The sequence below is a fragment of the Paraburkholderia sp. BL25I1N1 genome (assembly GCF_003002025.1).
GTDB lineage: Bacteria > Pseudomonadota > Gammaproteobacteria > Burkholderiales > Burkholderiaceae > Paraburkholderia.
In genome coordinates this window covers 27,359-51,100 of sequence record NZ_PVZB01000017.1, presented here as the reverse complement: position 1 = coordinate 51,100, position 23,742 = coordinate 27,359, and the positions used below count along the sequence as shown (strand labels likewise).

Annotated in this window: 19 protein-coding genes and 1 tRNA gene; 11 read left to right on the top strand and 9 right to left on the bottom strand. The window is 63.6% G+C overall.

All coding sequences use genetic code 11. The features are described 5' to 3' along the window. The first annotated feature begins 160 nt into the window (after positions 1-160). The 4 genes from B0G73_RS24785 to B0G73_RS24770 all read left to right on the top strand — a co-directional run bounded on the left by B0G73_RS24785 (position 161) and on the right by B0G73_RS24770 (position 2,070). Positions 161-748 (top strand): phosphoheptose isomerase, encoded by a 588-nt coding sequence (locus B0G73_RS24785; RefSeq protein ID WP_106283879.1) that lies wholly within the window; start codon positions 161-163, stop codon positions 746-748. A 26-nt stretch (positions 749-774) separates the two neighbouring features. Further along, positions 775-1,572, top strand: a complete 798-nt coding sequence (locus B0G73_RS24780) for a BON domain-containing protein (RefSeq protein ID WP_106283878.1) — start codon at positions 775-777, stop codon at positions 1,570-1,572. Continuing rightward, positions 1,572-1,919 carry a c-type cytochrome gene (locus tag B0G73_RS24775; protein WP_106283877.1) on the top strand — a complete coding sequence of 116 codons (348 nt, stop codon included), beginning with the start codon at positions 1,572-1,574 and terminating at the stop codon, positions 1,917-1,919. Before B0G73_RS24780 ends, B0G73_RS24775 begins: the two co-directional genes overlap by 1 nt. Positions 1,920-1,994: 75 nt before the next feature. Beyond that, positions 1,995-2,070: transfer RNA gene (locus B0G73_RS24770), tRNA-Ala, on the top strand. Between the two features lie 146 nt (positions 2,071-2,216). On the opposite strand, the gene B0G73_RS24765 is transcribed toward B0G73_RS24770, so the two are convergent. Further along, positions 2,217-3,989, bottom strand: coding sequence for a methyl-accepting chemotaxis protein (locus B0G73_RS24765; RefSeq protein WP_106283992.1), 1,773 nt, complete (start codon positions 3,987-3,989; stop codon positions 2,217-2,219). A gap of 340 nt (positions 3,990-4,329) precedes the next feature. On the opposite strand from B0G73_RS24765, the gene B0G73_RS41400 reads away from it, so the two are divergent. From B0G73_RS41400 to B0G73_RS24740, 5 genes are all read left to right on the top strand, one after another. Further along, positions 4,330-4,614 carry a hypothetical protein gene (locus tag B0G73_RS41400; protein ID WP_258193425.1) on the top strand — a complete coding sequence of 95 codons (285 nt, stop codon included), beginning with the start codon at positions 4,330-4,332 and terminating at the stop codon, positions 4,612-4,614. 28 nt (positions 4,615-4,642) lie between these two features. Continuing rightward, positions 4,643-6,175, top strand: coding sequence for a sensor domain-containing diguanylate cyclase (locus B0G73_RS24755; protein WP_106283876.1), 1,533 nt, complete (start codon positions 4,643-4,645; stop codon positions 6,173-6,175). 88 nt (positions 6,176-6,263) lie between these two features. Further along, positions 6,264-6,878, top strand: a complete 615-nt coding sequence (locus B0G73_RS24750; RefSeq protein WP_106283875.1) for a DUF2239 family protein — start codon at positions 6,264-6,266, stop codon at positions 6,876-6,878. 422 nt (positions 6,879-7,300) lie between these two features. Next, a complete protein-coding gene (locus B0G73_RS24745) occupies positions 7,301-8,866 on the top strand; it encodes a methyl-accepting chemotaxis protein (RefSeq protein ID WP_106283874.1) in 1,566 nt (521 codons plus the stop codon). Positions 8,867-9,061: 195 nt separating this feature from the next. After that, entirely contained in the window at positions 9,062-10,369 is a 1,308-nt protein-coding gene (locus B0G73_RS24740; RefSeq protein WP_106283873.1) for a solute carrier family 23 protein, read from the top strand. A 135-nt stretch (positions 10,370-10,504) separates the two neighbouring features. Here the strand turns inward: B0G73_RS24740 and B0G73_RS24735 are convergent, their stop codons facing one another. Next, complete coding sequence (locus B0G73_RS24735) at positions 10,505-12,160, bottom strand: Na+/H+ antiporter (protein ID WP_106283872.1); 1,656 nt, start codon at positions 12,158-12,160, stop codon at positions 10,505-10,507. A gap of 394 nt (positions 12,161-12,554) precedes the next feature. Here B0G73_RS24735 and B0G73_RS24730 point away from each other — a divergent pair, with 394 nt between their 5' ends. Both B0G73_RS24730 and B0G73_RS24725 read left to right on the top strand, forming a co-directional pair. Beyond that, entirely contained in the window at positions 12,555-13,832 is a 1,278-nt protein-coding gene (locus tag B0G73_RS24730) for an EAL domain-containing protein (RefSeq protein ID WP_106283871.1), read from the top strand. Between the two features lie 45 nt (positions 13,833-13,877). Beyond that, positions 13,878-14,573 carry a copper homeostasis protein CutC gene (locus tag B0G73_RS24725; protein ID WP_106283870.1) on the top strand — a complete coding sequence of 232 codons (696 nt, stop codon included), beginning with the start codon at positions 13,878-13,880 and terminating at the stop codon, positions 14,571-14,573. Positions 14,574-14,667: 94 nt separating this feature from the next. Here the strand turns inward: B0G73_RS24725 and B0G73_RS24720 are convergent, their stop codons facing one another. The 7 genes from B0G73_RS24720 to B0G73_RS24690 form a co-directional block, all read right to left on the bottom strand. Continuing rightward, positions 14,668-18,255, bottom strand: coding sequence for an indolepyruvate ferredoxin oxidoreductase family protein (locus B0G73_RS24720; protein ID WP_106283869.1), 3,588 nt, complete (start codon positions 18,253-18,255; stop codon positions 14,668-14,670). Between the two features lie 277 nt (positions 18,256-18,532). Continuing rightward, positions 18,533-19,504: an ion channel gene (locus tag B0G73_RS24715; RefSeq protein WP_106283868.1), complete on the bottom strand. Its 972-nt coding sequence runs from the start codon at positions 19,502-19,504 to the stop codon at positions 18,533-18,535. A 247-nt stretch (positions 19,505-19,751) separates the two neighbouring features. Beyond that, complete coding sequence (locus tag B0G73_RS24710) at positions 19,752-19,997, bottom strand: hypothetical protein (RefSeq protein ID WP_106283867.1); 246 nt, start codon at positions 19,995-19,997, stop codon at positions 19,752-19,754. An 80-nt stretch (positions 19,998-20,077) separates the two neighbouring features. Then, positions 20,078-20,308, bottom strand: coding sequence for a hypothetical protein (locus tag B0G73_RS24705; protein ID WP_012431490.1), 231 nt, complete (start codon positions 20,306-20,308; stop codon positions 20,078-20,080). A gap of 121 nt (positions 20,309-20,429) precedes the next feature. Then, the gene (locus B0G73_RS24700) at positions 20,430-21,347 is read right to left on the bottom strand and encodes a carbohydrate kinase (protein ID WP_106283866.1); all 918 of its coding nucleotides are present in this window, start codon (positions 21,345-21,347) and stop codon (positions 20,430-20,432) included. After that, positions 21,344-22,627 (bottom strand): AGE family epimerase/isomerase, encoded by a 1,284-nt coding sequence (locus B0G73_RS24695; RefSeq protein ID WP_106283865.1) that lies wholly within the window; start codon positions 22,625-22,627, stop codon positions 21,344-21,346. The genes B0G73_RS24700 and B0G73_RS24695 overlap by 4 nt, the downstream gene beginning before the upstream one ends. Then, positions 22,624-23,610: a LacI family DNA-binding transcriptional regulator gene (locus B0G73_RS24690; RefSeq protein ID WP_106283864.1), complete on the bottom strand. Its 987-nt coding sequence runs from the start codon at positions 23,608-23,610 to the stop codon at positions 22,624-22,626. Before B0G73_RS24690 ends, B0G73_RS24695 begins: the two co-directional genes overlap by 4 nt. Positions 23,611-23,742 lie beyond the last annotated feature (132 nt).

The following is a 23,742-nucleotide window of genomic DNA, read 5'->3' as shown; positions in this document are numbered from 1 at the left end:
CGGGGCAACGTCGACGACGCGGCGAGCAGTGCAACGAGCGATGGTTTGAGCGCCTGCACCGCGTTGCCGCTCTGATTCATCGAAGCGGCACGACCTGGTAATACGACTTCACAACACGGCCGCGCAGTGCGGCCCATTCGCGGCAGAAGATAGAGACTCGATGTCAGTCGAACGCATTCAACAACACTTCCGCGACAGCGCGGCAGTCAAACTCGAAGCCCTCGAAACCCTGTCGATGCCGATCGCCGCTGCGATCGACACGATGTTCGCCGCGCTGGCCAACGGCAATCGCATTCTCGCGTGTGGCAACGGCGGCTCGGCGGCCGACGCGCAACACTTCGCCGCCGAACTGATGGGCCGCTTCGAGCGCGAGCGGCCCGGCTTGCCGGCGGTCGCGCTGACCACCGACACCTCGGTGTTGACTGCCATCGCCAACGACTACGCATTCGAACAGATTTTTTCGAAGCAGGTTTGGGCGCTTGGCCAGCCGGGCGACGTGCTGCTGGCAATCACCACATCCGGCAATTCCGCCAACGTGCTCGCCGCGATCGAGGCCGCGCATGAGCGCGAAATGATCGTGGTCGCGCTGAGCGGCAAGGGCGGCGGACGCATGCAGGAAGTATTGAGCGATACCGATATCCATATCTGTGTGCCGTCGGATCGCACCGCGCGCATTCAGGAAGTGCATTTGCTGACCATCCATTGTCTGTGCGACGGCATCGATGCCATGTTGCTGGGCGAAGATTGAGACTGATTCCGAAGGAGAGCTAGTTGATGAGCGTATTCCGCGTCAAGAAGACACTGTTGAGAACCGTGCTGGTGATTGGGTTCGCGGCGGGGCTGTCCGCAACGTTGCAGGGTTGCTTTCTCGCTGTTGCCGGCGCGGCGGGCGGCAGCGCGCTGGTGGCGACGGACCGGCGCACGCTCGGCGCGCAGACCGAGGATCGCGAGTTGCAGGTGAAGGCGCTCTCGCAGATCAGCCAGAACTTGCCCGACAACGCGCACGTGAACGTGACGGTGTTCAATCGGCGCGTGCTGCTGACCGGCGAAGTGGCGGGGGACGTGTCGAAGCAACGCGCGGAAACCATCGTGCGCGGTTTGAACAACGTCAGCACGATCGTCAACGAACTGACGATCATGCCGGCCAGTTCGTTCTCGTCGCGCACCAACGACACGTACCTGGAGACGCGTGTGAAGACCGCGCTGATCGCCGAGAAGAACATTTCGGCGAACAACTTCAAGGTGGTGGCAGAGCGTGGCTCGGTGTATCTGATGGGCCTCGTCACCATGGACGAAGGCAATCGCGGCGCGGATGTCGCGAGCCGTGTGCCGGGCGTGGTGCAGGTCGTGAAGGTGTTCCAGTACATTCAGCCGGCGGAAGCCGCAGCGGCTGCCGCCGCAGCGGGGACGGCGCCCGTAGCGGCGGCTTCGCAACCGGACGCGAGTGCGCCGACCGTCGGCACTATTCCAGATTCGTCGGTAAGTTCGCGGCCGCTCGAACAGCAGACGCCCGCGCCGGTCACCAATTCGAACGCCGTGCATCCTGGTAACCCGAAGGCGACGACGCCGTGATGCGCGGTGTTGCCTTGGTGATCAGCGCGCTGTTGGTCGGTGCGCTGGCGGGTGCCGTTGTACCGGCTGCGCGTGCCGCCGATGCGCCGCGCGGCCAACTGGTCGCCAACGCGAATGCTTGCATGGGATGTCATGCGGTGGATCGCAAACTGGTCGGCCCGTCGTTCCAGCAGATTGCCGCGAAGTACAAGGGCGACGCCCAGGCGCCGGCAAAATTGTCGCGCAAGGTGAAGGACGGCGGCTCTGGCGTGTGGGGCATGATTCCGATGCCCGCGCATCAGTCGATGAGCGATGCGGATATTCGGGCAGTGGTGGATTGGGTGCTTGCGGGGGCGCCTTCCAGGTGATGGTTTTTGCCGTTTTGCTGGTTCCGGCCGGCTTGGCAAAACGGAAAATGCCTGTGCTAGAATTGTTTGCACGTTGGGGGGGTAGCTCAGCTGGGAGAGCGTCGCGTTCGCAATGCGAAGGTCGGGAGTTCGATCCTCCTCCTCTCCACCAACCAGACATGTCGTCACTCGAAAACCGGCTAACGCCGGTTTTCGCATTTCTACCCCAAGCTTTTCGCACCAACCCCCTCTGCCGTCCCAACCACGTCCCGCCTGAGCCCCACCCGCACAAGCACGGCGCTCGGGCAGAAAAAACATTCAAAACTTATCCCACCCCTCATCCGCACCGATGGCAGTCGCAGCCGTCGCCAACGCAGCACCCGACGCAATACCCGGCGCGACACCCGACGACGCAACACCCCCCCCACCCCCCCCCCGCACCACCCCTCGCCCAGACACAACCCCCCGCTCCTCCCGCACCATCCCCTTCCGCGAAGGCGCCGCGGCGACAATCCCCCCCGCACCACCACCATTCAAAATCTGAAAGAACGCCACCGCCTCATTCAACTGCTGCCCTTGGTCTTCCATCGACCGCGAAGCCGCCGCCGCTTCTTCCACCAAGGCGGCATTCTGCTGCGTGACATTATCCATCTGCGTGATCGCGAGATTGACCTGCTCGATGCCGCGGCTTTGCTCACTCGATGCCGCCGCGATCTCCGACATGATGTCCGTCACCCGCGCCACCGCCTGGGTGACTTCGGCCATCGTCTTGCCCGCTTCACCGGCAAGCGCCGACCCGTCGCGGATCTTCTCCACCGAGGTGGCAATCAGATCCTTGATTTCCTTGGCCGCGCTTGATGAGCGCTGCGCCAGGCTTCTGACTTCGCTCGCCACCACCGCGAAACCGCGGCCTTGTTCGCCAGCGCGCGCAGCCTCGACGGCCGCGTTGAGGGCCAGAATGTTTGTCTGAAACGCAATACCTTCGATGATGCCCGTGATGTCCGCGATTTTGGTTGAGCTATCGCTGATGTCGTGCATGGTGTTCACCACCTGGCCGACCACCTCGCTGCCTTTCTGCGCGACCGACGATGCGTTCGTGGCCAACATGCTGCCTTGCTGCGCGTTGTCGGCGTTCTGCTTAACCGTCGAGGTGAGTTCTTCCATGCTCGACGCCGTCTCCTGCAGCGAGGCCGCTTGCTGCTCGGTGCGCTGGCTTAGATCCATATTGCCCGCGGCGATCTCGCGCGCGGCGCCGGCGATGCTCGTGCTGCTGTCGCGCACGCGTCCGACGATCGCCGTCAACCGTTCGTTCATCTCGCGCAACGCACCCAGCAGCTTGCTGGTTTCATCGCTGCCGTCGACCACGATGCGCGTACGCAGATCGCCTTCCGACACAGTGCGCGCGACATCGATCGCCTGGCGCAGCGGTCTGGTCACCGCGCGCGTGATCAGCACGCATGCGCCGATCGCGAGCGCCACCGCGATCAGGCTGATCGCGATCAGCAGATTGCGCTGGTTCTCATAGTGTGCCGCGTAGTCGTTGATCATCTGTTCCTGACGCGTATGCGTGTAGTCGGCATACGCGTTGGTCGCGCGAATCAGCGCGGCGAGCAACGGCCGGCATTGATCGTCCATCTTGACGATCGCCTCGTCGCGCTTGTTGGTCAGCGCGAGATTGACGATGTCGGTGGCGACCGGTCCATACAAAGCCTCTACCCGATTGATTTCGGCGACGAGACTGCGCGCTTTCTCCGACGTGTCGGTAGCGGTCGCGATCATATCGTTGAGCTTCTTCAGATCGGTTTGCACGTCTTCGTGCGCGCGCAGCACATCGGCTTTCTCTATTTCGAGGTCCTGCGGCTTGGTCACGAGCACGAGATTACGCGCGGCGATTGCCCGGCGGTCGACCGCGGTTCGCACCTGCACCGCCATGTCCGCGCGTGCATTGATGCCGCGCACGAAGCTGGAAAAACCATCGGTTGAGTCGCTGAGCGCTTTCAGGGAAAGCCCGGAAACCGCGACGACGATAAGAGACAGCATGCCGAACCCGGCAATGAGTTTTGCTTTGATGGTGAGGTGCTTTAGTGTCAAAATTTTTTTCTCCAATAACGAAACGTAGATGCGTTCGCAATGGACTCTCAGGTCCGGGCATGGGAGCGTCTGTGTGACCGCCGTATATCGCGGGGCCTCGCGCGGTCTATCCCTTCAATGTCTTGCGTCGATGCAGCAGCCAAAGCGCATCGACGCAAGCCACAAAATGGGTATCCCATTTACCGGATATCGGTTCGCACACTCGAGTACTGAAGGCAGATCGGGTATATCTCTACAAGGCTTGCACGCGATGACCGACAAAAGTGGAATTTCTCGGCAACCGAATATATTCGAGCGCGTGATGAAAGCATTGCATTGAGCAAGAGGATGGAGCAGTCGCTTGAGAAAGGTCGCCGTGCCCGTTGGTCTCGCCATGCTGAAGGTCGCCCGCCACGGCGCCGATCAAGCCGTGCTCGAGACCGCCGACATCCGCGCGTTGAGCCGCTCAGCATCCCGGCCCGCGCTCGATCTGCACCACCGGCTCAGCACGCGCGAGCGGTGCCGAACTCAGCCGACCCGGCAAAAAACTCGTCTTTTCGATGGTTTGGCGCGGCGCATCGTCTGGTACGCTACCGCTTCACGGTACGCGCCAGTGAGGACGCGGCCCTCTTCTTCACGCGCTTAGGCGAGCGCATGTTCGAACGAAAAAGCCCATGGTGACGCGCCGACCGAACTTCGTGATTGCGATCAGTATCGTGCTGGCCAGTGCGATTCTTGCGATCGCCGTGTGGGTGCTGGCACAGATGCGCGACGACGCATTGCGGCGCGCCCAGGATTCGGTCTTCAACGTGTCGCTGCTGGTCGAGCGCGACGTGTCGCGCAATCTGGAGATTTACGATCTCTCGCTGCGCGCGGTGATCGACGGTCTGAAACACCCCGGCGTGCTGGAGCTGGATCCGGCCATCCGCCAGATGGTGTTGTTCGACGGATCGGCGAGCGCCAAAGACATGGGCTCGATCCTCGTGACCGACGAAGCCGGCAACATCAAGTTCGACTCGCAGGCCACGCCGCCACGCCTCGTCAATCTCGCCGACCGCGATTACTTCAAGGTGCAGCGGGACTCGCCCAACGTCGGTCTGTACATCAGCCACCCGTTCATGCCGAAGGTCAGCGGCAAGGAAATCAGCATCGCGCTGAGCCGGCGCATCACGCGGCCGGACGGCAGTTTTGGCGGCGTAGTGGTTGGCACCATGCGTCTCACCTATTTCCGCAGGCTGTTCGCCGGCATGAATCTCGGCGCCGGAGGTTCGATGGCGCTGATGCTGAACGACGGCACGATGCTGATGCGGCGTCCGTTCGATCCGAAAATCATCGGTATCAATCTGACCGGCACCGCCAACTACTCGCGCTTCACCCAGCAGCCGAGCGGGGATTTCTTCGGCACGGCGGCGATTGACGGTGTCGAGCGCTGGTACGCGTTCCGCCATATCGACATGTATCCGCTGATCCTCGACGTTGCGCTGTCCACGCGCGATATCTACGTGGAATGGCGGCACCGCGCCTGGATCATCGGCTCGCTGATCGCCGCGCTCGATGTCACGATCATCGCGCTGGCGCTTCTGTTCTCGCATCAATTGCGTTATCGCCGCGCGGCCGAAGAAGAATTGCGCGTGCTGGCGCGCACCGACGGACTGACCGGCCTGAACAATCGCCGCAGCTTCGAGGAACACGCGGAAGATGAGTGGCGTCGTGCGCAGCGCAACGCGTGGCCGCTGTCGATGCTGCTGATCGACGTCGACAGTTTCAAAGGCTTTAACGACCTGTACGGCCATTCCGCGGGCGACGACGCACTCACGGCCGTGGCCCGTTGTATCACGCAGAGCGTGCGGCGTCCGGGCGATACGGCGGCGCGCTACGGCGGTGAAGAGTTCGCCGTGCTGCTGCCGGACACCGACGAAACTGGCGCAACTTTCATCGCCGAGAAGATTCGCGCGGCGGTTCAGGCGCTTCAGCTTCGCCACGTGGCGAGTTCGCACCATGTGCTGACCGTGAGCATCGGCGTTGCCACCGCGCGAGGCGAGGCGTTCGCAACGAGCCGCGCCCTCCTGAACGCCGCCGACGACGCGCTGTACGAAGCCAAAGATGCAGGCCGCAATCGCGTGTTGAGTTCTCGCACCGTGACGCACACTTCGCCCATCGGCGGCGGCGCGGTGACACCCCGCACCGAAGCGCGGAACTCCGTGTAGAGCAAGCTGCATAAATTTACCCGGGTAATATCTTGCATTTGAATTTAACCCGGATATAATTCGACAAATTCTTTATTTGGAGTTTGTCATGACCGCTCATCCGACCACCTGCACCGCGTTCGAAGGCCATCGCCGCATCGCCTCCGGCGCCTTGACCGACGTGGCGCTTGCCGTGAGGGAGGTACTGGCGCGCGGCGAACAGGCGCCGGTTCTGATCTTCGACGACGTGACCAGCCGGCCGGTCGAATTCGATCTGCGCGGCACGCCCGACGAGATCGTCGCGCGGCTAGCGAGCGAGGATGACGGCGCCCAAACCGCTCATGCCACCGACGACGCCGCAGAGGACACGCCACGCGGCCGTGGCCGGCCCAAGCTCGGTGTGGTGGCGAGGGAAATCACGTTGTTGCCGCGCCATTGGGACTGGCTCAATGGACAGTCTGGCGGCGCGTCGGTCGCGCTGCGCAAACTGGTCGACGCGGCGCGCGTGGCCGGCGAGAACAAGGACCGTCAGCGCGCGGCGCAGGAAGCCGTGTATCGCTTCATGACCGCGCTGGCCGGCAATCTGCCGCGCTATGAAGATGCGACCCGCGCGCTGTACGCCGACGACCGCCCGCGTTTCGACGAGATCGTCGCGGCATGGCCGCAGGACGTACGCGACTACACTTTGCGACTCGCCAACAACGCTTTCGCGACGCACGCATAAAGGCACGCAGATCGCAGTGTCTTTGCAGGCGACGCGCGCACCGAATCGCATAGACAAAAAAAAGCCGCTCACGCGGGGAAGCGTGAGCGGAAAGTCGGAGAGTTACAACAACATCGCATGCGCCTACTCATGGGGGTCGGCGCAGCAAAACAAGTCTAAGAGCTTGCTCCTATCCGATACATCAGACGAATCCCAAACTTGTCGCTGACCCACCGCGCACATAGCGCCTCGTGCCCCGGCCGCGTGCGCTAAGCATTGCTTACAACATCCTGTCCCGGTTATTCCTGACATTTCGCGCATCAAGTCTCTGTGGTGCCCGCCGTAATTGAGGTGGGAGCGTCGCTACGTATCCGACAGATCGCGAGATGTTCGCGACGGCGTGGCGACTCGAGCGTCCGCCGTGACTCGTGAAGGATGGTGAAATGAAGTGGTTCGACCGCATGCCTGTGTTCAGGAAACTGCTGCTGGCGTTTGCCGTGGTGATTGGTTTTTGCGTGGTGATCGGCGCAATGTCGCTGAGTACGCTCTCGTCGATGCACGGCATTACCGACGCCATCTGCGATAAGCACATGAACGGCCTGTACTGGATGGAAGAGGCGAACCGCCACAAGATCGATTCCGATCTGGCCGCCGCGAATCTCGGCTACGCCGCCGACGACGCCGGCCGTCAAAAGTTGAAGGACAGCATTGTCGGCTCGCTCAAGGAGATGCACACCGCCTACGACCAGTATCGCGCGACGATCGAGACGGGCAAGGGCCAGGAAATGTTCGACGACGTGCTGCGCAAGTCGGCGGTGTGGGAAGGTATCGTGCATCAGCAGATCGGCCTCGAACCGATTCCGGCGGGCGTCGACAATAACGAACTCGTGCGTCGCGCGATTGCGTCGAGCGAGGCGCTGCGCGATCGCATCACCGCGCTGATCGACTATCGCCGCCAGCAAGCCAACGACGCGCAAGCGGAAGCGTCCACCGACTATCAGCACATGCGCATCGTCATGAGCGCGCTGGTGCTGGGCGCGATCGTCGCCGGCATGCTGCTCGCCATGGTGATCGCGCGTCGTCTCGCGGGGCAACTCGGCGGCGAACCGGATTACGCGATGCAGATCGCCAACCGCATCGCGGACGGTGACCTGAGCGTGCGCGTCGAAACACGCGCCGGCGACGCTCACAGCTTGCTGTTCGCGTTGCGCAACATGCGCGAACGGCTGGCCGGCATCGTGTCGGGCATCAGCGAGTCGAGCGAATCGATCCTGATGGCGTCAGGCGAAATCGCGCAAGGCAACACCGATCTGTCGCAACGCACTGAAGAACAGGCCGCGGCGCTGCAGGAAACGGCGTCGAGCATGCAGGAGCTGACATCGACGGTGAAGTTGAACGCCGAGAACGCGCAGCAGGCCGGCGGCGTGGCGCACGGCGCGTCGGAAGTCGCGGCGCGCGGCAGCCATCTCGTCGGCGACGTGGTCGAAACGATGCGTGAGTTGGCGGCCGGCTCGAAGCGCATGACGGACATCATCGCGGTGATCGAAGGGATCGCGTTCCAGACCAACATCCTCGCGCTGAACGCGGCGGTGGAAGCCGCGCGTGCCGGCGAACAAGGACGCGGCTTCGCGGTCGTGGCGGGCGAAGTGCGCTCGCTCGCGCAGCGCAGCGCGGTGTCGGCGAAGGAAATCAAGGAGTTGATCGAAAGCTCGACGGCTCGCGTGGCCAGCGGCGCGGAACTCGCCGAGCGGGCCGGGCAGACCATGGCCGAAGTCACGCACGCGGTGAAACGCGTGACCGACATCATGGGCGAGATTTCGTCGGCGTCACAAGAGCAAAGCACCGGCATCGAAGAGGTCAACCGCGCGGTCGCGCAGATGGACGACGTGACCCAGCAGAACGCGGCATTGGTCGAACAGGCGGCGGCCGCGGCAGCGTCGATGGCGGATCAGGCGAGGCAGTTGCAGGCGGCCGTGACGGTGTTTTCGCTGGAAGCGCGGCACGGCTGAGGGCGCGGGTGCTCACGCGGGTGTTCATGAAGGGCGCAACGGCTCGCACCCGCTTCCACGCTGTGCCTCGCCGCGCATTTCCCCGAGCTTGCCAGGCCCAATGGCACTCCGTACACTCGCGCCTAATTCCTGGGCGGCGCCTCGTGCCGGCGCCGCGCCACCATACATAGCGCCGAACAGAGGAGAACCCCCGCCATGGCCGATTCCTACTTCCCCCGCTGGCGTCCCCAGTCCGCGGCTGCCGAGGGCCGCATCGTCGCTACCGACGAGCGGCTTGCGTGGCCGCAGATGTTTGCGATGGGCGTGCAACACGTCGTCGCGATGTTCGGCTCGACGGTGCTCGCGCCGTTGCTGATGGGCTTCGATCCGAACCTGTGCATCTTCATGTCGGGCATCGGCACACTGTTGTTCTTCGTGCTGGTGGGCGGCCGCGTGCCGAGCTATCTCGGGTCGAGCTTCGCGTTCATCGGTCTCGTGATCGCGGTCACGGGTTATGGTGGGCATGGCCCGAACCCGAACATTCCGGTCGCACTGGGCGGGATCATCGCGTGCGGCGTGGTGTACGCGATGATTGGCCTGATCGTTTCGGCGGTCGGCACCAAATGGATCGAGACGCTGATGCCGCCGGTGGTGACGGGCGCGATCGTCTGCGTGATCGGTTTGAATCTGGCGCCGATCGCGGTGCGCGGCGTAAGCGGCAGCAACTTCGATTCGTGGATGGCGCTCGTCACCGTGCTGTGCGTCGGCGCGGTCGCGGTGTTCGCGCGCGGCATGTTGCAGCGTCTGCTGATTCTGGTCGGCCTGCTGATGGCGTACGTCATTTACGCGATCGTGACGAACGGTCTTGCCATGGGTAAGCCGATCGATTTCGCCATCGTCGCGAACGCCGCGTGGTTCGGCATGCCGCACTTCACGGCGCCGGTGTTCAACGTGCAGGCGATGACCTTGCTCGCGCCGATCGCGGTGATCCTGGTGGCGGAGAACCTCGGGCATATCAAGGCAGTGAGCGCGATGACGGGCCAGAATCTGGACCGCTACGTCGGCCGGGCGTTTCTCGGCGACGGACTCGCGACGATCGTCTCCGGCTTTGCTGGCGGCACGGGCGTCACGACGTACGCCGAGAACATCGGCGTGATGGCTGTTACCAAGATCTATTCGACGCTGGTCTTTGTGATCGCCGCGTTGATCGCGCTGGTGCTGGGTTTTTCGCCGAAGTTCGGCGCGGTGATCCAGACCATTCCGGGACCGGTGCTGGGGGGCGTGTCGATTGTCGTGTTCGGGCTGATCGCCGTGACCGGCGCGCGCATCTGGGTCGTCAACAAGGTGGACTTTTCGGACAACCGCAATCTGATCGTGGCCGCGGTCACGCTCGTGCTCGGCGCCGGCGACTTCTCGTTGAAGCTCGGCGGCTTCGGTCTCGGCGGCATTGGCACCGCGACGTTCGGCGCGATCATTCTCTATGCGCTTCTGAGAAGGAAGCCGGCTCAAGGTCCGGTGGCGTGAGTTTTCGCGCACGCCGAAGCACTCGTTTCTACAGATTCGCCGGCGGCGCAGGTTTTTTCTTTTGCACGTTGTCTTGATCGAAGGAAAAGCCGTTTTGCCGCCGCCGGAATCGCACCCAAGTAGCGCAAGCGCGCGTTACTTTCTTCGCGCCGTCAGTGCGGTCTCCGACAAGTCCACCTCCCGCATCAGCTTGTTCAACGTCTCGTCGTTGATCTCCTGGCTGCTGTGCAGTTCCAGCAACGCCTTACGCTCGGCTCTCATGGCAGCGAGCTTCATCCTGAACTCCAGCGCGTCGGCACGGCGCGCTAGCTCGCGCGGTTCGCGTTCTTCATCGAGCGTGGCGAGGCGGCGCCGATAGAGGTCCATCACCCGCGCCGTGACGTCCGCCGCATACGCCGAGGCCGACTCATCGAGATTCGCGCACTCCCTGTCGTGCACCTCGTCGACGGCGCGAATCGCGGCTTGCGCGGCCATGGTCCGGGCGAGCGCTTCCTCGGCGGCGTGCGGATCCTCGCCGCGGCGCCAGCCGCTCAGCAGCAGCGGCAACGCCACCACCGCCACGATCAGCGAGACCAGAATCACGCCGGATGCGATGAAGATCGCGAGATCGCGGCCCGGCAACGGGGCGCCACCCGGCAACACCTCCGGCAACGACAACACGCCCGCGAGCGTCACGGCTCCCCGCACGCCGGCTACCGTCGTCACCGCGGCAGTGCGTAGGCCCGGAACGGCATTCGCCATGCCTTGTTTTGCGGCGCTGCGGCTCGCGAAATAGCGCAGCAGCCACACCCACACAAAGCGCATCGCGTAGAGCGCGCCCGCTACCGCGGCGATGTAGCCGATCAACCGCCAGACCTGCGCGTCACTGGTCTCGTGTGCGTCGAGCAATGCCCGGCCGAGAATGTGCGGAAACTGCAGCCCCAGCAGAATGAACACCATGCCGTTGAACACGAACTCGATCATCGTCCACGTGCTGCTCGCGCGCACTCGCGATGACGCCGGCCCCGCAGTCACTATGGTCGTGTAGTTCATCATCATGCCGGCGGCGACCGCGGCCAGAATGCCCGACAACTCGAAACGCTCGGCCACCAGATAGGCGGCGAACGGAATCAGCAGGGTCATCACGACGCCGGGCGCCGGATCGCCTTCTTCGGTGAGATTCAGAAAGTGAGCCGACACGAAGCCGAACAGCCAGCTCACCGCCGCGCCGGTCGCGAGGCCGCCCACGGCGATGATCACGAAACTGATCGACGCGTCGCGCAACGAAAACACACCGGTCAGCGCCGCGGCAATCGCGAACTTCAACGCGACCAGTCCCGACGCGTCGTTCATCAACGCCTCGCCTTCGAGAATATGCATCAGCCGCCCCGGAATCTTGCCCTTGCCGACGATGCTGGATAACGCGACCGCATCGGTCGGCGACAACACGGCGGCCAGTGCGAATGCGACCGGCAGCGGGATCGACGGCACCAGCGCGTGCACGAAGTAGCCAACCACCAGCACCGTCATAAAGACGAGGCCGAGCGCGAGCATCAGGATCGAGCGGCGCGCCATGAAGAACTCACGCTTCGGAATGCGCCAGCCGTCCGCGAACAGCAGCGGCGGAATGAACAGCATCATGAAAATTTCCGGATCGAAGGTGACGTGCAGGCCAAGCCTCGGCCACGCGAGCAATGCGCCGATCGCGATCTGCACGAGCGGCAGCGGCAACGCGATCGGCAGGACGCGGGTGAGGGCGCCCGACGCGGCGACGGCGAGCAAGAGAATCAATACGGTAAAGACAATGTCCATCGGTCTATTTCTGGGGATATAACGGTGTGACTTCGGCGATGTTCGGCGAGTTTCGGCGGGTTTCGGCGATTCGGGCCACGCGAAGCTGACTAAGCGTAAGGTCGCAGTTTAGCCCGACGACGCGTTCCGCCTCGGTCAGGGCGACATGCCGCGCCGCCAGCGAGGTGCTGACGTGTTTTCATGACGCCGCGCACCTTAACGGTGCGCGCCACGCCCACGCGCGGCGCATGCTCCCTTACACGGGTCAATCTTTCAGATAATTTTCATCGGAACGTGCGTCAGCGTGCGCATGGAGCTTGCTTAAGGGATATCGATGACGCACATTTGAGAAACGGCGCCGAGGTTGTTCGCTTCCGCGTTCGGACCGGCCCGGCTCTCGCGTGAGAGGACTTGCATGACCATTGCGCAACAGGAAAGGACGGCCAGCGCGCCACACGGTTTCGGTGTCGAGATGACGTCGGGGCTCGAACGTTTTACGGTGCAGCATGGCGAACTCACGCTGAGCAGCGTGTTTCAGCCGATTTTCAGCCTCTCGCATATGCGGGCGGTCGGTTACGAAGGGCTGCTGCGTGCGCACGACGCGCTCGACCGCCCCGTGTCGCCGCTCGACGTATTCGGCGAGGCCGCGCGCCTCGGCGATGTGCTGCAGGTCGACAAGCTGGCTCAGACGCTGCATCTGGAGAATTTCAAAGTACTCGGCGCGGAGCGCGAGTGGTTGTTCCTGAACGTGCATCCCGGCGCGCTCACCGATCCCTATCTCGCCGCTGCCTTGCTGGCAACTTTAAAGCGCGTCGATCTGCCACCGCGACGCATCGTGCTCGAAGTACTCGAGCATCGCGCCGAAGACCTGGAGCGTCTCGCCGACGCCGTGCGCCAGTTCCGCGAGCGCGGCTTCCTGATCGCACTCGACGATTTCGGCGCGGGACACTCTAACGTCGAACGGATCTGGCAGTTGAATCCCGACATCGTCAAGCTCGACCGCATCATGCTGTCGCATGCCGCGCATCGCGCCGACATGGCGACGATCCTGCCTGGCCTCGTGGCGCTGCTGCACGAAGCGGGCAAGCTGGTGCTCGTCGAAGGCGTGGAAACGGAGCATGAAGCGCAGATGGCGCTCGCCTGCAACGCGGACTTCGTGCAGGGCTTTTTCTTCGGCCGTCCGAACCCGGGCGCGGCCGATGCGTTGCACGCGACCACCTGCATCAGCGAACTCACCGAGCGCTATCGCGATCAGGCCGACGCGCGCGAGCGCCGCAATGCCAGCCGGCTCGCGCCGTACTTGCGGGCTTTCGAGCGGGCCGCGGAGCGGCTCGCGGCCGGCGAACCGCTGGAGGAAGTGTGCTGGAATTTTCTGGCGCTCGATCATGCCGCGCGCTGCTTTCTGCTCGATGCAAAGGGCAAGCAGGCGGGCCGCAACGTCGTGCTGCGGGCTGATCGCGCCGCGCATGAAACGCGCTTTCTGCCGCTTGCCGACGCGCAAGGCGCGAACTGGTTGCGTCGTCCGTATTTCCGCGATGCGATCAATGCGCCGGAGCGCGTGCATGTGACGCGGCCGTATCTGTCGATCAACGAGGCGTTGCCGTGCGTGACGCTTTCGGTGGCGACGCGTGTCGGTGAGCAGACTTGCGTGTTGTGCGGCGATATTGACTGGGTGGACGAGGAGCGGTTCTGAGATCATGTCGTTTTCAACGATATTTAACGACACTCAGCCGCGCTTATGTCCGTCCTCCTTGAAGTCATTGCCACGACCGTTGCCGATGCGCGCCTTGCCGCGCAAGCCGGCGCTGACCGTCTCGAACTTGTCACCGCGATGGGCGAGGGCGGTTTAACGCCGAGCGTCGGGCTGATCGAAGCGGCAGTCGCCGCAGTCGAGATACCGGTGAATGTGATCGTGCGGCCGCATAGCCGCTCGTTCGTCTACGACGCCGACGACTACGCAGTGATGCTGCGCGACGTGCGCGCGGTGAAAGCGGCAGGCGCGAATGGCATGGTGATCGGCATGCTGAACGCCGCCGGCGAGATCGACCGCGAAGGCCTTGCCCGTGCGATCGATGCAGCGGATGGACTGGCTATCACCTTCCATCGCGCATTCGACGAAGCGCGGGATTTGCGCCGTTCATTCGATGTGCTGCTTGGTTTTGACGCTGTGACGAACGTGTTGACTTCGGGAGGACAACCTTCGGTGCTGCACGCAGAAGACACGATTCGAGAATTGGTGCGGCAAGCGGCCGGTTCGCATTGCACCGTCTTGGCCGGAGCCGGCTTGACGGTCGATGCGATTGCCGGCTTCGTGAGCAGAACACAAGTTGAAGCTGTGCATTTTGGCTCGGGTGTGCGCGTGAACAGCGACGGTCTCGCGCCGGTCGATCCAGACAAGATTGCAAAGGTGCGCGCACTATTGGCGAGCGCATGAATCAATAGCTAAACCAGCGAAGCAAAGAAAAATGCCGCTTCGAGATCGCTCTCCAAGCGGCATTAATTTACTTGCCTCTACGAGGCCCAAAAAACTATTTCGCCACGACCACCGGAATCCCGCGCAACTGCCCCGCGCCCTTTACCTCCTCCAGCGATTTCCGCACCGACTCACCCGTCGCCGCTTCGATCTGCAAGCGTGCGGCCAGATCGCGCTCACCACGCTTCACACCCGCCAGATTCGCGAGTTTCACGTGACCATAACCGCGCACACGAGCGTGCAGGTCGGCGAGCTTTGCCACGTCTTCCAGATTGCCGGCATCGAGCTTCGCGAGCGCGCGCTGCAACGTGGTTTCATAATCGCCCGCGAGTTCGCGTTCCATCTTGCGTTCCAGCGTGCGGCCGAACGGATCGAGCATCGTGCCGCGCAGGCTGCTGAATTTCGCCAGCGCGCCGAGCACCGGCCACATCCATTGACCAAAGGTTTTTTTAGAAGGATTCTTGCCCGGTTCAGGACGCGTGAGCGTCGGCGGCGCGAGATTGAACTTGATGCCGAAGTCCTTGCCGGCCACGCCTTCGAATTGCGCTTCCAGTGCTTCGCGGAAGGCCGCATCCGTATGCAGACGCGCTACTTCGTATTCGTCCTTCACCGCGAGCAGACGATAGAACGTGGTCGCCACCGCGCGCGTCACGCGCTCGCTCTTCGCATCCACCGAGGTTTCCGCGCGACGTGCCGCCTCTACTAGCGCGCGATAGCGCTTCACGTAGCTCGCGCCGCCATATGTCTGCAGACGTCCTTCGCGATGCGCGATCAGTTCGTCGAGCGTATCCACGCGCACGCTCTGCCTGGCGAGATGCCGCGCTTGCCACAGCGCTTCGAGCGCGGCGGGATCTTCGGCGGCGAGGCGGCCGATCGAAAACGCCAGCTGATTCATCTGCACCGCGACGTTGTTCAATTCGATCGCACGCATCATCGCGCCGAACGATACGGGCACCAGACCGAGTTGCCAGGCATAACCGAGCATCAGAATGTTCGCGCCGATCGTGTCGCCGAGAAAACGCGTGGCGAGCGCTTGTGCATCGCATGTCGACATGCGCTCCGGCCCGGCCGCGTGACGCATCTTGTCGAGCAATGCGTCGGCGTGCAGCGTCGCGTCCGGATTGGTCACGAACGTGGCGTTCGGAATTGCATGCGTGTTCACGACGATGCGCGTGCGGCCATGACGCACCGTTTGCAGCGCATCGGCGCTGGCGCCGACCACCATATCGCAGGCGAGCAGCACGTCGGCCTGTTGGGTGTCGATACGCACCTGGTTGAGCCACTCGTCGCGCGCGGCGAAGCGCACGAACGACAGCACCGAGCCGCCCTTTTGCGCGAAGCCCATGAAGTCGAGCACCGATGCGCTCTTGCCTTCCAGATGCGCCGCCATGCTGATCAATGCGCCGACCGTCACGACGCCCGTGCCGCCGACGCCCGTCACCAGAATGTCGTACGGCGCGGCGTCGAGATGCGTCGCAGGAATCGGCAGTGCTTCGACGCGAGCGGCTAGCGCTTGCGGATCGAACGCGGCGCCCGCGGCTTTCTTCAGCTTGCCGCCTTCCACCGTGACGAAGCTCGGGCAGAAGCCGTTCACGCACGAATAGTCTTTGTTGCACGACGATTGATCGATGCGGCGCTTGCGGCCCAAGGCCGTTTCAACCGGTTCCACTGACAGGCAATTCGACTGTACGCCGCAATCTCCGCAGCCTTCGCAAACCTCTTCATTGATGAAGAGACGCTTGTCCGGATCGGGGAATTCACCTTTTTTCCGGCGCCGGCGTTTTTCCGCCGCACAGGTCTGGTCATAGATCAGCACCGTCACGCCGTCGGTGTCGCGCAATTGGCGCTGCACGGTATCCATCTCGCTGCGATGGTGAAACGTGGTGCCCTTCGGGAACTGGTCGTGATGGCCATCGTATTTCTCCGGCTCGTCGCTGACCACGACGAAGCGCGACACGCCTTCGGCTTCCACCTGACGCGCGATCTGCGGCACCGAGATGCTGCCGTCCACGGGCTGGCCACCCGTCATCGCGACGGCGTCGTTATAGAGAATCTTGTACGTGATCGTGGCCTTCGCGGCCACGGCCTGGCGGATCGCCAGAATGCCCGAGTGGAAGTAGGTGCCGTCGCCGAGATTCTGGAACACGTGACGCGTTTTCGTGAACATCGAATGCGAAGCCCAGTCCACGCCTTCGCCGCCCATCTGGATGAGACCGGTCGTGTCGCGCTCCATCCACGAGGCCATGAAGTGACAGCCGATGCCCGCATGCGCGATCGATCCTTCCGGCACTTTGGTCGACGTGTTGTGCGGGCAGCCCGAGCAGAAGTACGGCGTGCGCTTCACGCTGTCCGCAGCGTTCGAAAGAATTTGCGGCGCGACCAGATCGACCACGCGTTCGCGGCGATCGAGCGCGGGCTTGTGCTTCGCGAGCCAGTCGGCGAACACCGGCAGAATGCGCGACGGCCGCAATTCACCGAGCGACGACAGCAGCAGCGTGCCGTCTTCGGCGTTCTTGCCGACCACGATCGGCCGCGCGCCTTGCGTGCGGTTGTACAGATAGTCCTTGATCTGCTGTTCGATGACCGGGCCTTTCTCCTCGATCACCAGCACTTCGGACAGGCCGGAGACGAACGCGTCGATCCGCGTCATCTCCAGCGGAAACGACAGGCCGACCTTGTAGATGCGCACGCCGGCCGCTTCCAGATCGGCGACCGTCAGGTCGAGGCGGCGCAGCGTTTCCATCAGGTCCAGATGCGCCTTGCCGCACGTCACGATCCCAACGTTCGCATGCGGGCTCGGCGCGATCCATTTGTCGATGCTGTTCACGCGCGCGAAGTGGCGCACCGCGTCGAGCTTCGCGTGCATCCGCGATTCGATCGTCAGGCTCGGCAGATCGGGCCAGCGATTATGCAGGCCGCCAGCGGGCGCTTCGAAATCCTGCGGCATGGTCCAGTCGGTGCGCAGCGCGTCGAGATCGACCGTCGAGCCTGATTCGACCGTTTCGGAGATTGCCTTGTAGCCAACCCACGCGCCCGAAAAGCGCGACAACTCCCAGCCATACAAGCCGAACTCGAGCATGTCGGCGATATTCGACGGATTCACCACCGGCATATGCCACGCCATCATCGCGAAGTCGCTTTGATGCGGCATCGATGAGGACACGCAGCCGTGGTCGTCGCCGGCCACCACCAGCACGCCGCCGTGCGGCGACGAGCCGTAGGCGTTGCCGTGCTTGAGCGCGTCGCCGGCGCGATCCACGCCCGGGCCCTTGCCGTACCACATCGCGAACACGCCTTCGACGGTGCGCTCCGGATCCGATTCGACCCGCTGCGTGCCGAGCACGGCGGTGCCGCCGAGTTCTTCGTTGATGGCGGGCAAAAAGCGGATATCACTCGCCGCGAGCAGTTTGTTCGCTTTCCACAACTGCTGGTCGACCATGCCGAGCGGCGACCCGCGATAGCCGCTGATGAAGCCCGCGGTATTCATGCCGCGCGCCTTGTCGGCGGCGCGCTGCATGAGCACAAGACGCACCAGCGCCTGCGTGCCGGTCAGGAAGATCCGGCCGCGCGTGGCGGTGAGGTTGTCGGAAAGCTTGTAATCGGCCAGTGCGGGCGTGCCGTCGATGGGCAGGCGAGCGGTCATGGGTGAGTCTCCGTTGTCGGCCGGAGTTGGCGCTTCAGCGCTTACTCCGATCCCATGCAACATAGTTGCGGTTTGCATCCGCGCGCGGTGGTGGGGACCACGAAGGTGACGCAGCGAAAGAGACTCTATTTTTTAGCGCCAATGAGAGAGGATTTTTTCTACTTTGCCCGGACAGTCGCAAATGGGCGCGAAGACCCGCGCGTTTTAATGAAGTTTTGAGATGGATCTGCCGCGCAACGGGCGGAGTCGGGTAAGCCCTGGTGCGGTCCGAACCTGATTACGGCAAGGTCCGCAGCGTTGCAGCGCTCGCGACCGGCGCGTCGTCGAGCGGCACGATCTCATTGAAATGCGCGTAGTCGATATGGCTCACGCCGTCTTTCTCGGTCATGATGTCGACGAAACGGTGCTGCCAGTAGATCTCGTCGCACGACCACGTGTGGCGCGCCTGCATGGTTTGCGAGGTTGACTCGTCGATGCCTTCGAGTGTGAGCAGCAGCAACGTGCCGCGTTTATTGAGCGTTTCCGCGGTCTCGCCGAATAGCGGACTGCTTTCATCGACAATGTGCATCACGGTCCAGCCCAGTTTGAATACCGGGTGTTGATCGCGAACCAGCGTGAGGTCATAGAGCTTGCGCAACGTATAACCTTCGACCGTGGTTTCCGTGCGCAGAATCCGCAGCCGCGCGCGCGCCTCGGCGATCACGTTCTGACGCGCGTTGGCCGAGCGCACCATGAGCGTCATGCGTCCGTCGAGCGGTCGGATCACCGCGTAGCGGGCAAAGATGATCTTGGCGTGCGGGCGCGAGAAGCGCGCGAAGATGAGCCCCGTTGCCAACGCGATGCCGGACATGCCGACAAAAATTTCCAGCGTGGCGATCCAGTGCGCGTAGACGGTTTGCGGATGCATGTCGCCATATCCGACCGTGGCGAGCGTCTCGACGCTGAAGAAAAACGCGCCACCAAAACCGGCGGGAAACTGATTGGCGATGGGCGCGTTGCCCAGCATGTAGAGCGCGGCGAACGTGGTGTTGAGCAGCAGGAACAAGACCCCGAGCGATACGAAAAAAACCGGCCAGCGAACCACGAGCGCGCGATGATAGAGATCCTGCCAGAGCGGCGTCGGCATGCCGTGATCGATGACCACGCGATCGTCCAGGCGGAATTCGCGGCTGCCTGTTGGGCGGCGCGTCGATGCACGAGCTTCAGCGTCGCCGAAGCCGGAAGGACGGTCTGACGGTTCGGTCGCCATCGCAAACTCGTGGAGATGAAAACGGCCAAAGCGTAGCACGCCGCCTCGTCCTCGAAAGGTGATTTTCGGCGTGGCGCGTGGGGCGCGACGGTGCGGCGCTGCCGTGAGTTCGCCATGCCTGCATAATGTTTCGGCCCGGCGTATCGACCGGCTTCAATGGGCTCGCACCGCGCTTGGAAGCAAGCACGCAGCAGTCACGCAGTCACGCGGTCACGCACGCGAACCGCGGCGTGCGCACGCTGCGAACTTACGGAAAGGCTCGCGGCTTGGGGATGCCTGCGCCGTGTTCGATATCGTCGACGGCTTGCTGATGAGCGGCCGCGACCGCTTCGGTCTCGTCGCCGTAGCCATTGTCGCCGCCTACCGTCGTCCACGGTTTGACGGCTTTCTCGCGATGGCGGATTTCGTATTCCGCGTCCCAGCGGGCACCATTGAGTTCGAGCGGGCGGACGTGAATGGAATACACGCCGTAGAGGAAGAGCTGTTCAGCCATGACCGCCTCCGGCCGTTTGGTTCAGGGTGGCGCCGAGCGACGACAAACGAGAACGCGAAAGACGCGGCGCCGGTTGCTGCCTAAAGTTCGATTTCTCCGAGGATGCGGTGAGCAAGCGCTTTGGCTTCCTCAAGGGCCTCCTCCGGCGTCGACGAAGTGGCTTCGACTTCGTACAGCGTGGTTTCCTGATCGGCGGTTGCGTCGCCTTCGTCGCGCGAAAGGGTGACCACGCCCTGCCAGGTGTCTTTTTCTACTTCTCTTGTGGAGGCAGTGGCCGTGTAAATGCCTTTGGTGTAGGTGATGTCGTCCATGGCGTCTCTCCGTCTTCCAAAGGTTTCGGTTTTTTCATCCTAGCACGATGATGGAGCTTCCGTTCTCCGCCCCGGCGGCGCTCCATGCCGGTGAGAATGCGCGCCGCACAAGGCAACAGAATTACAGCAGCGCGACCACCTCATCGAGCGACGGCGCGTGGGCGCCGGCATGGCGGCAAGCGGCCGCGCCGGCGGCCAGCGCGAACGCCAGATGCTCAGGCCACGCCCGCTGCGGCGCGGTCATCAGGCTGAACAGCAAGCCGCCGATCGACGCATCGCCCGCGCCGACCGTATCCACCACCTCGACGCGCGGCGGCCGTGCCTCGGTCACCATCGCGCCGTCTATCAGCACGGCGGTCTCCGGTCCGCGCGTCACCAGCACGGTGGCGGTCGGATTCATGGCGCGCAACTGCGCGAGTGCGCCCGCTTCGTCGTCGGTCTTGAACAGCAGGCGCAAGTCCTCGTCCGACACCTTGATCAGATCGGCGAGCGCGGCCATTTTCCGCAACGTGGGCTCGTAGCCGTGCTCCATCAGATTGCGGTAGTTCGGATCGAAACTGATCTTCACGCCCTGCGAACGCAACTCGGCCGCCAGCGTCGCGAGCGTGTTGCCGATCGGCTGCCGCACGAGGCTGATGCAGCCGAAGTGCGCCCATTTCACCTGACCCATCCAGCCCGCCGGCAGTTGTGCCGGATCGAATGCCAGATCGGCGCTGTTCTCGCCCATGAAGAAGTACGCGGGCGGATGCGTCTGATGGACGATCGCCAGCAAGGGCGGCCGCTCCACGCGCTGCATGAAGCGCATGTCGAGCCCGGCCGCGACGCTTGCGTTCCACAACTCGTCGGAGAAGTTGTCGACGCCTAACGATCCCGCGCACGCGGTCGGCAGACCGAGCCGCGCCACGCAGCGCGCCACGTTCCAGCCGGCGCCGCCAGGACGCGAGAGCCATTGCGACGTGCCGGTGCGCACGAGATCGGTGAGGATGTCGCCGGCTGAGACGAAGAAGGGGAATTCGTGGTTCGCGCTGGGATTGCTCATTTTGTTTGCTCCGCGGATTCGGGCGCAGCGGCCGCCCCGTCGGGCAGCGCGTGGGCCAGTACTTCGTAGCAGGCGCCCATGGTGTGATAGTCGGTCTTGCCGGCCGGACTCTTTTCGTCGCTGTACTTGCGGTTGTCGCACGTGAGGATGCGGTACCACGCGCCATACTTGTGATCGACGAAATGCGCCCAGCTATAGCGCCAGATCTCGTCGTACCAGTCCCAGAAGCGTTCGTTGCCGGTGCGCTTGCCGAGCAGCGCGGCCGTCGCGAAGGTCTCTGCCTGGACCCAGAAATACTTGTCGTGGTCGCACACGGTGCCGTCGGGGCCGAAGCCGTAGTAGAGGCCGCCGTGGTCTTCGTCCCACGCGTGCGTCATGGCGGCGTCGAATAGCTCGATGGCGCGTGGCAGCAGCCACGGCAGCGGACGGAAGCGTTCGAGAATCAGCAGCAGCTTCGCCCATTCCGTCTGGTGCCCTGGCTGGAAGCCCCATGGGCGGAAGATGTTCGAGCTGTCTTCCTCGTTGTAGTGCCAGTCGACCGACCAGTCCGCGTGAAAGTGCTCCCACACCAGGCCCTGCGACAGCTTCGCCTGACGCAGCGTGATATTCGACGCCACCCGCTCCGCGCGATCCAGATAGACGAGATGCCGGGTTGCTTCGTGCGCGGCGAGCAGCGCCTCGGTGGTGTGCATGTTCGCGTTTTGGCCACGGTACGAACTGACCCGCCAGTCGGGCGACGCTTCGTCGGCGTAGAGGCCCGCGGCGGCGTCCCAGAAACGGTGTTCCATCAGCTCGAAGGTTGCGCCGATCATCGGCCTGGCTTCTTCGATGCCGGCCATCGCCGCATGCGAATAGGCGAGCAGCACAAAGGCCAGGCCGTAGCAGTGGCGCGTCGCGTCGAGCGTGCGCTTCTTGCCGTCGTGCCATTCGAGTTCCCAGTCGTAGCCTTCGTGCTGCGCGTCCCAATGCGCTTCGCGCAGGAACCGCAAACCGTGGCGCGCGTACTCGAGATGCTGCGGGTCGCCGAACTGGCGATACGCCATCGCGTAGTTGAAGACGTAGCGGCAACTGCTCACCAGATGCCGCGTGGTTTTGTCGTAGACCGAACCGTCGTCGCGGAAGAAATGGAAAAAGCCGCCGCTCGGGTCGAACACGTTCGGCGCGTAGAAACGCAGCGTGTCCTGCACATGCGAGAGCAGAAAGTCGCGTGAGCGGAAGCTCTCGACGGGCGGCGCCGCAGCGGCGCCGTTAGCGGGGTGAAGCGGATCGGATTGCGTCATGGCATTTTCACCAAAGTACTGGCACGGGCAATGAGATGGACGGGCAAACGGACTTCCAGTTCGGCGGGTGCGTCTTCGAGCAGCAGCTCGACGCCGCGCCGGCCGAGCGCTTCCTTGTCGACCGAGAGGGTCGACAGCGGCGGCGTGGCATGGGCGGCGGCGGGAATGTCGTCGAAACCGATGATGGCAATGTCCTCGGGCACGCGCAGTCCGCGCGCGAGGCACGCGCGCAGCGCGGCGAGCGCGGCGGCGTCGTTGTAGGCAAACACGGCGTCGGGGCGCGGGCCCGGCGCGTCGAGCAGTTGATGCATGGCGCGCGCGGCGCCGCTGTCGGGGTCGAGGCCGGCGTCGATTGTTACTTCCAGTGACGGGTCGAACAGCAAACCCGCTTCGAAGAACGCGCGCCGGTAACCGAGCGCGCGCTGCGCGATGCTGAAGTGCGCGAGCGAGCCGCCGATGAATGCAACACGCTTGCGCCGCTGCTCGAACAGATGCCGCATGGCGAGCATGGCGCCCGCGGCGTTGTCGAGATTCACCGAGCGCATGCCGGGCGCCCACAGGTCGATCAGCACGAGCGGGCGCTGCATGGCCACCAGCGTGGTCAGCGTTTCGGGCTCGACGAAACCGGCGATCGCCACCGCGTCCGGCGCGTGCAGGCGCATCTGCTGGATCACGTCTTCGGTGGGGCCTGCGGTCAGCACGGACGGCACGATACCGCGCTCGCGGCAGGCGTCTTCCACGCCGTGCAGCACGTGCGAGAAGAACGGGCTGACGGCGAAATTATTGTGCTGACGGTGCAGCAAAAAGGTGAGACGGCGGATGCGCGGGCGCAACTGGGCAGCGTCATAGCCGAGCTTGCGCGCCGCTTCGACGACGCGCTCGCGGGTGGCCTCGGAAAGGCCCGGCTGGTTCTTCAATGCGCGTGAGACGGTGCCGATCGACACGCTGGCCGCGCGGGCGACGTCGCGGATGGTTGTGGCCATCGAATCAGGCGGACGCGCAAGGGCGGCCGCACGGTGTTTGGGTTCGGGCGATTGTATAGTAAAACCGCTCTGGAACCGCCCGAAAAACACCCGCTCGACACCGGGAAATACCCGTAGGCAATGGAGTTGGCC

Bases quoted from the DNA above. Each gene is read 5' to 3' on its own strand.
- B0G73_RS24785 (WP_106283879.1), top strand. From the start codon at position 161: ATGTCAGTCGAACGCATTCAACAACACTTCCGCGACAGCGCGGCAGTC.
- B0G73_RS24780 (WP_106283878.1), top strand. From the start codon at position 775: ATGAGCGTATTCCGCGTCAAGAAGACACTGTTGAGAACCGTGCTGGTG.
- B0G73_RS24775 (WP_106283877.1), top strand. From the start codon at position 1,572: ATGCGCGGTGTTGCCTTGGTGATCAGCGCGCTGTTGGTCGGTGCGCTG.
- B0G73_RS24755 (WP_106283876.1), top strand. From the start codon at position 4,643: ATGGTGACGCGCCGACCGAACTTCGTGATTGCGATCAGTATCGTGCTG.
- B0G73_RS24750 (WP_106283875.1), top strand. From the start codon at position 6,264: ATGACCGCTCATCCGACCACCTGCACCGCGTTCGAAGGCCATCGCCGC.
- B0G73_RS24745 (WP_106283874.1), top strand. From the start codon at position 7,301: ATGAAGTGGTTCGACCGCATGCCTGTGTTCAGGAAACTGCTGCTGGCG.
- B0G73_RS24740 (WP_106283873.1), top strand. From the start codon at position 9,062: ATGGCCGATTCCTACTTCCCCCGCTGGCGTCCCCAGTCCGCGGCTGCC.
- B0G73_RS24735 (WP_106283872.1), bottom strand. From the start codon at position 12,160: ATGGACATTGTCTTTACCGTATTGATTCTCTTGCTCGCCGTCGCCGCG.
- B0G73_RS24730 (WP_106283871.1), top strand. From the start codon at position 12,555: ATGACCATTGCGCAACAGGAAAGGACGGCCAGCGCGCCACACGGTTTC.
- B0G73_RS24725 (WP_106283870.1), top strand. From the start codon at position 13,878: ATGTCCGTCCTCCTTGAAGTCATTGCCACGACCGTTGCCGATGCGCGC.
- B0G73_RS24720 (WP_106283869.1), bottom strand. From the start codon at position 18,255: ATGACCGCTCGCCTGCCCATCGACGGCACGCCCGCACTGGCCGATTAC.
- B0G73_RS24715 (WP_106283868.1), bottom strand. From the start codon at position 19,504: ATGGCGACCGAACCGTCAGACCGTCCTTCCGGCTTCGGCGACGCTGAA.
- B0G73_RS24710 (WP_106283867.1), bottom strand. From the start codon at position 19,997: ATGGCTGAACAGCTCTTCCTCTACGGCGTGTATTCCATTCACGTCCGC.
- B0G73_RS24705 (WP_012431490.1), bottom strand. From the start codon at position 20,308: ATGGACGACATCACCTACACCAAAGGCATTTACACGGCCACTGCCTCC.
- B0G73_RS24700 (WP_106283866.1), bottom strand. From the start codon at position 21,347: ATGAGCAATCCCAGCGCGAACCACGAATTCCCCTTCTTCGTCTCAGCC.
- B0G73_RS24695 (WP_106283865.1), bottom strand. From the start codon at position 22,627: ATGACGCAATCCGATCCGCTTCACCCCGCTAACGGCGCCGCTGCGGCG.
- B0G73_RS24690 (WP_106283864.1), bottom strand. From the start codon at position 23,610: ATGGCCACAACCATCCGCGACGTCGCCCGCGCGGCCAGCGTGTCGATC.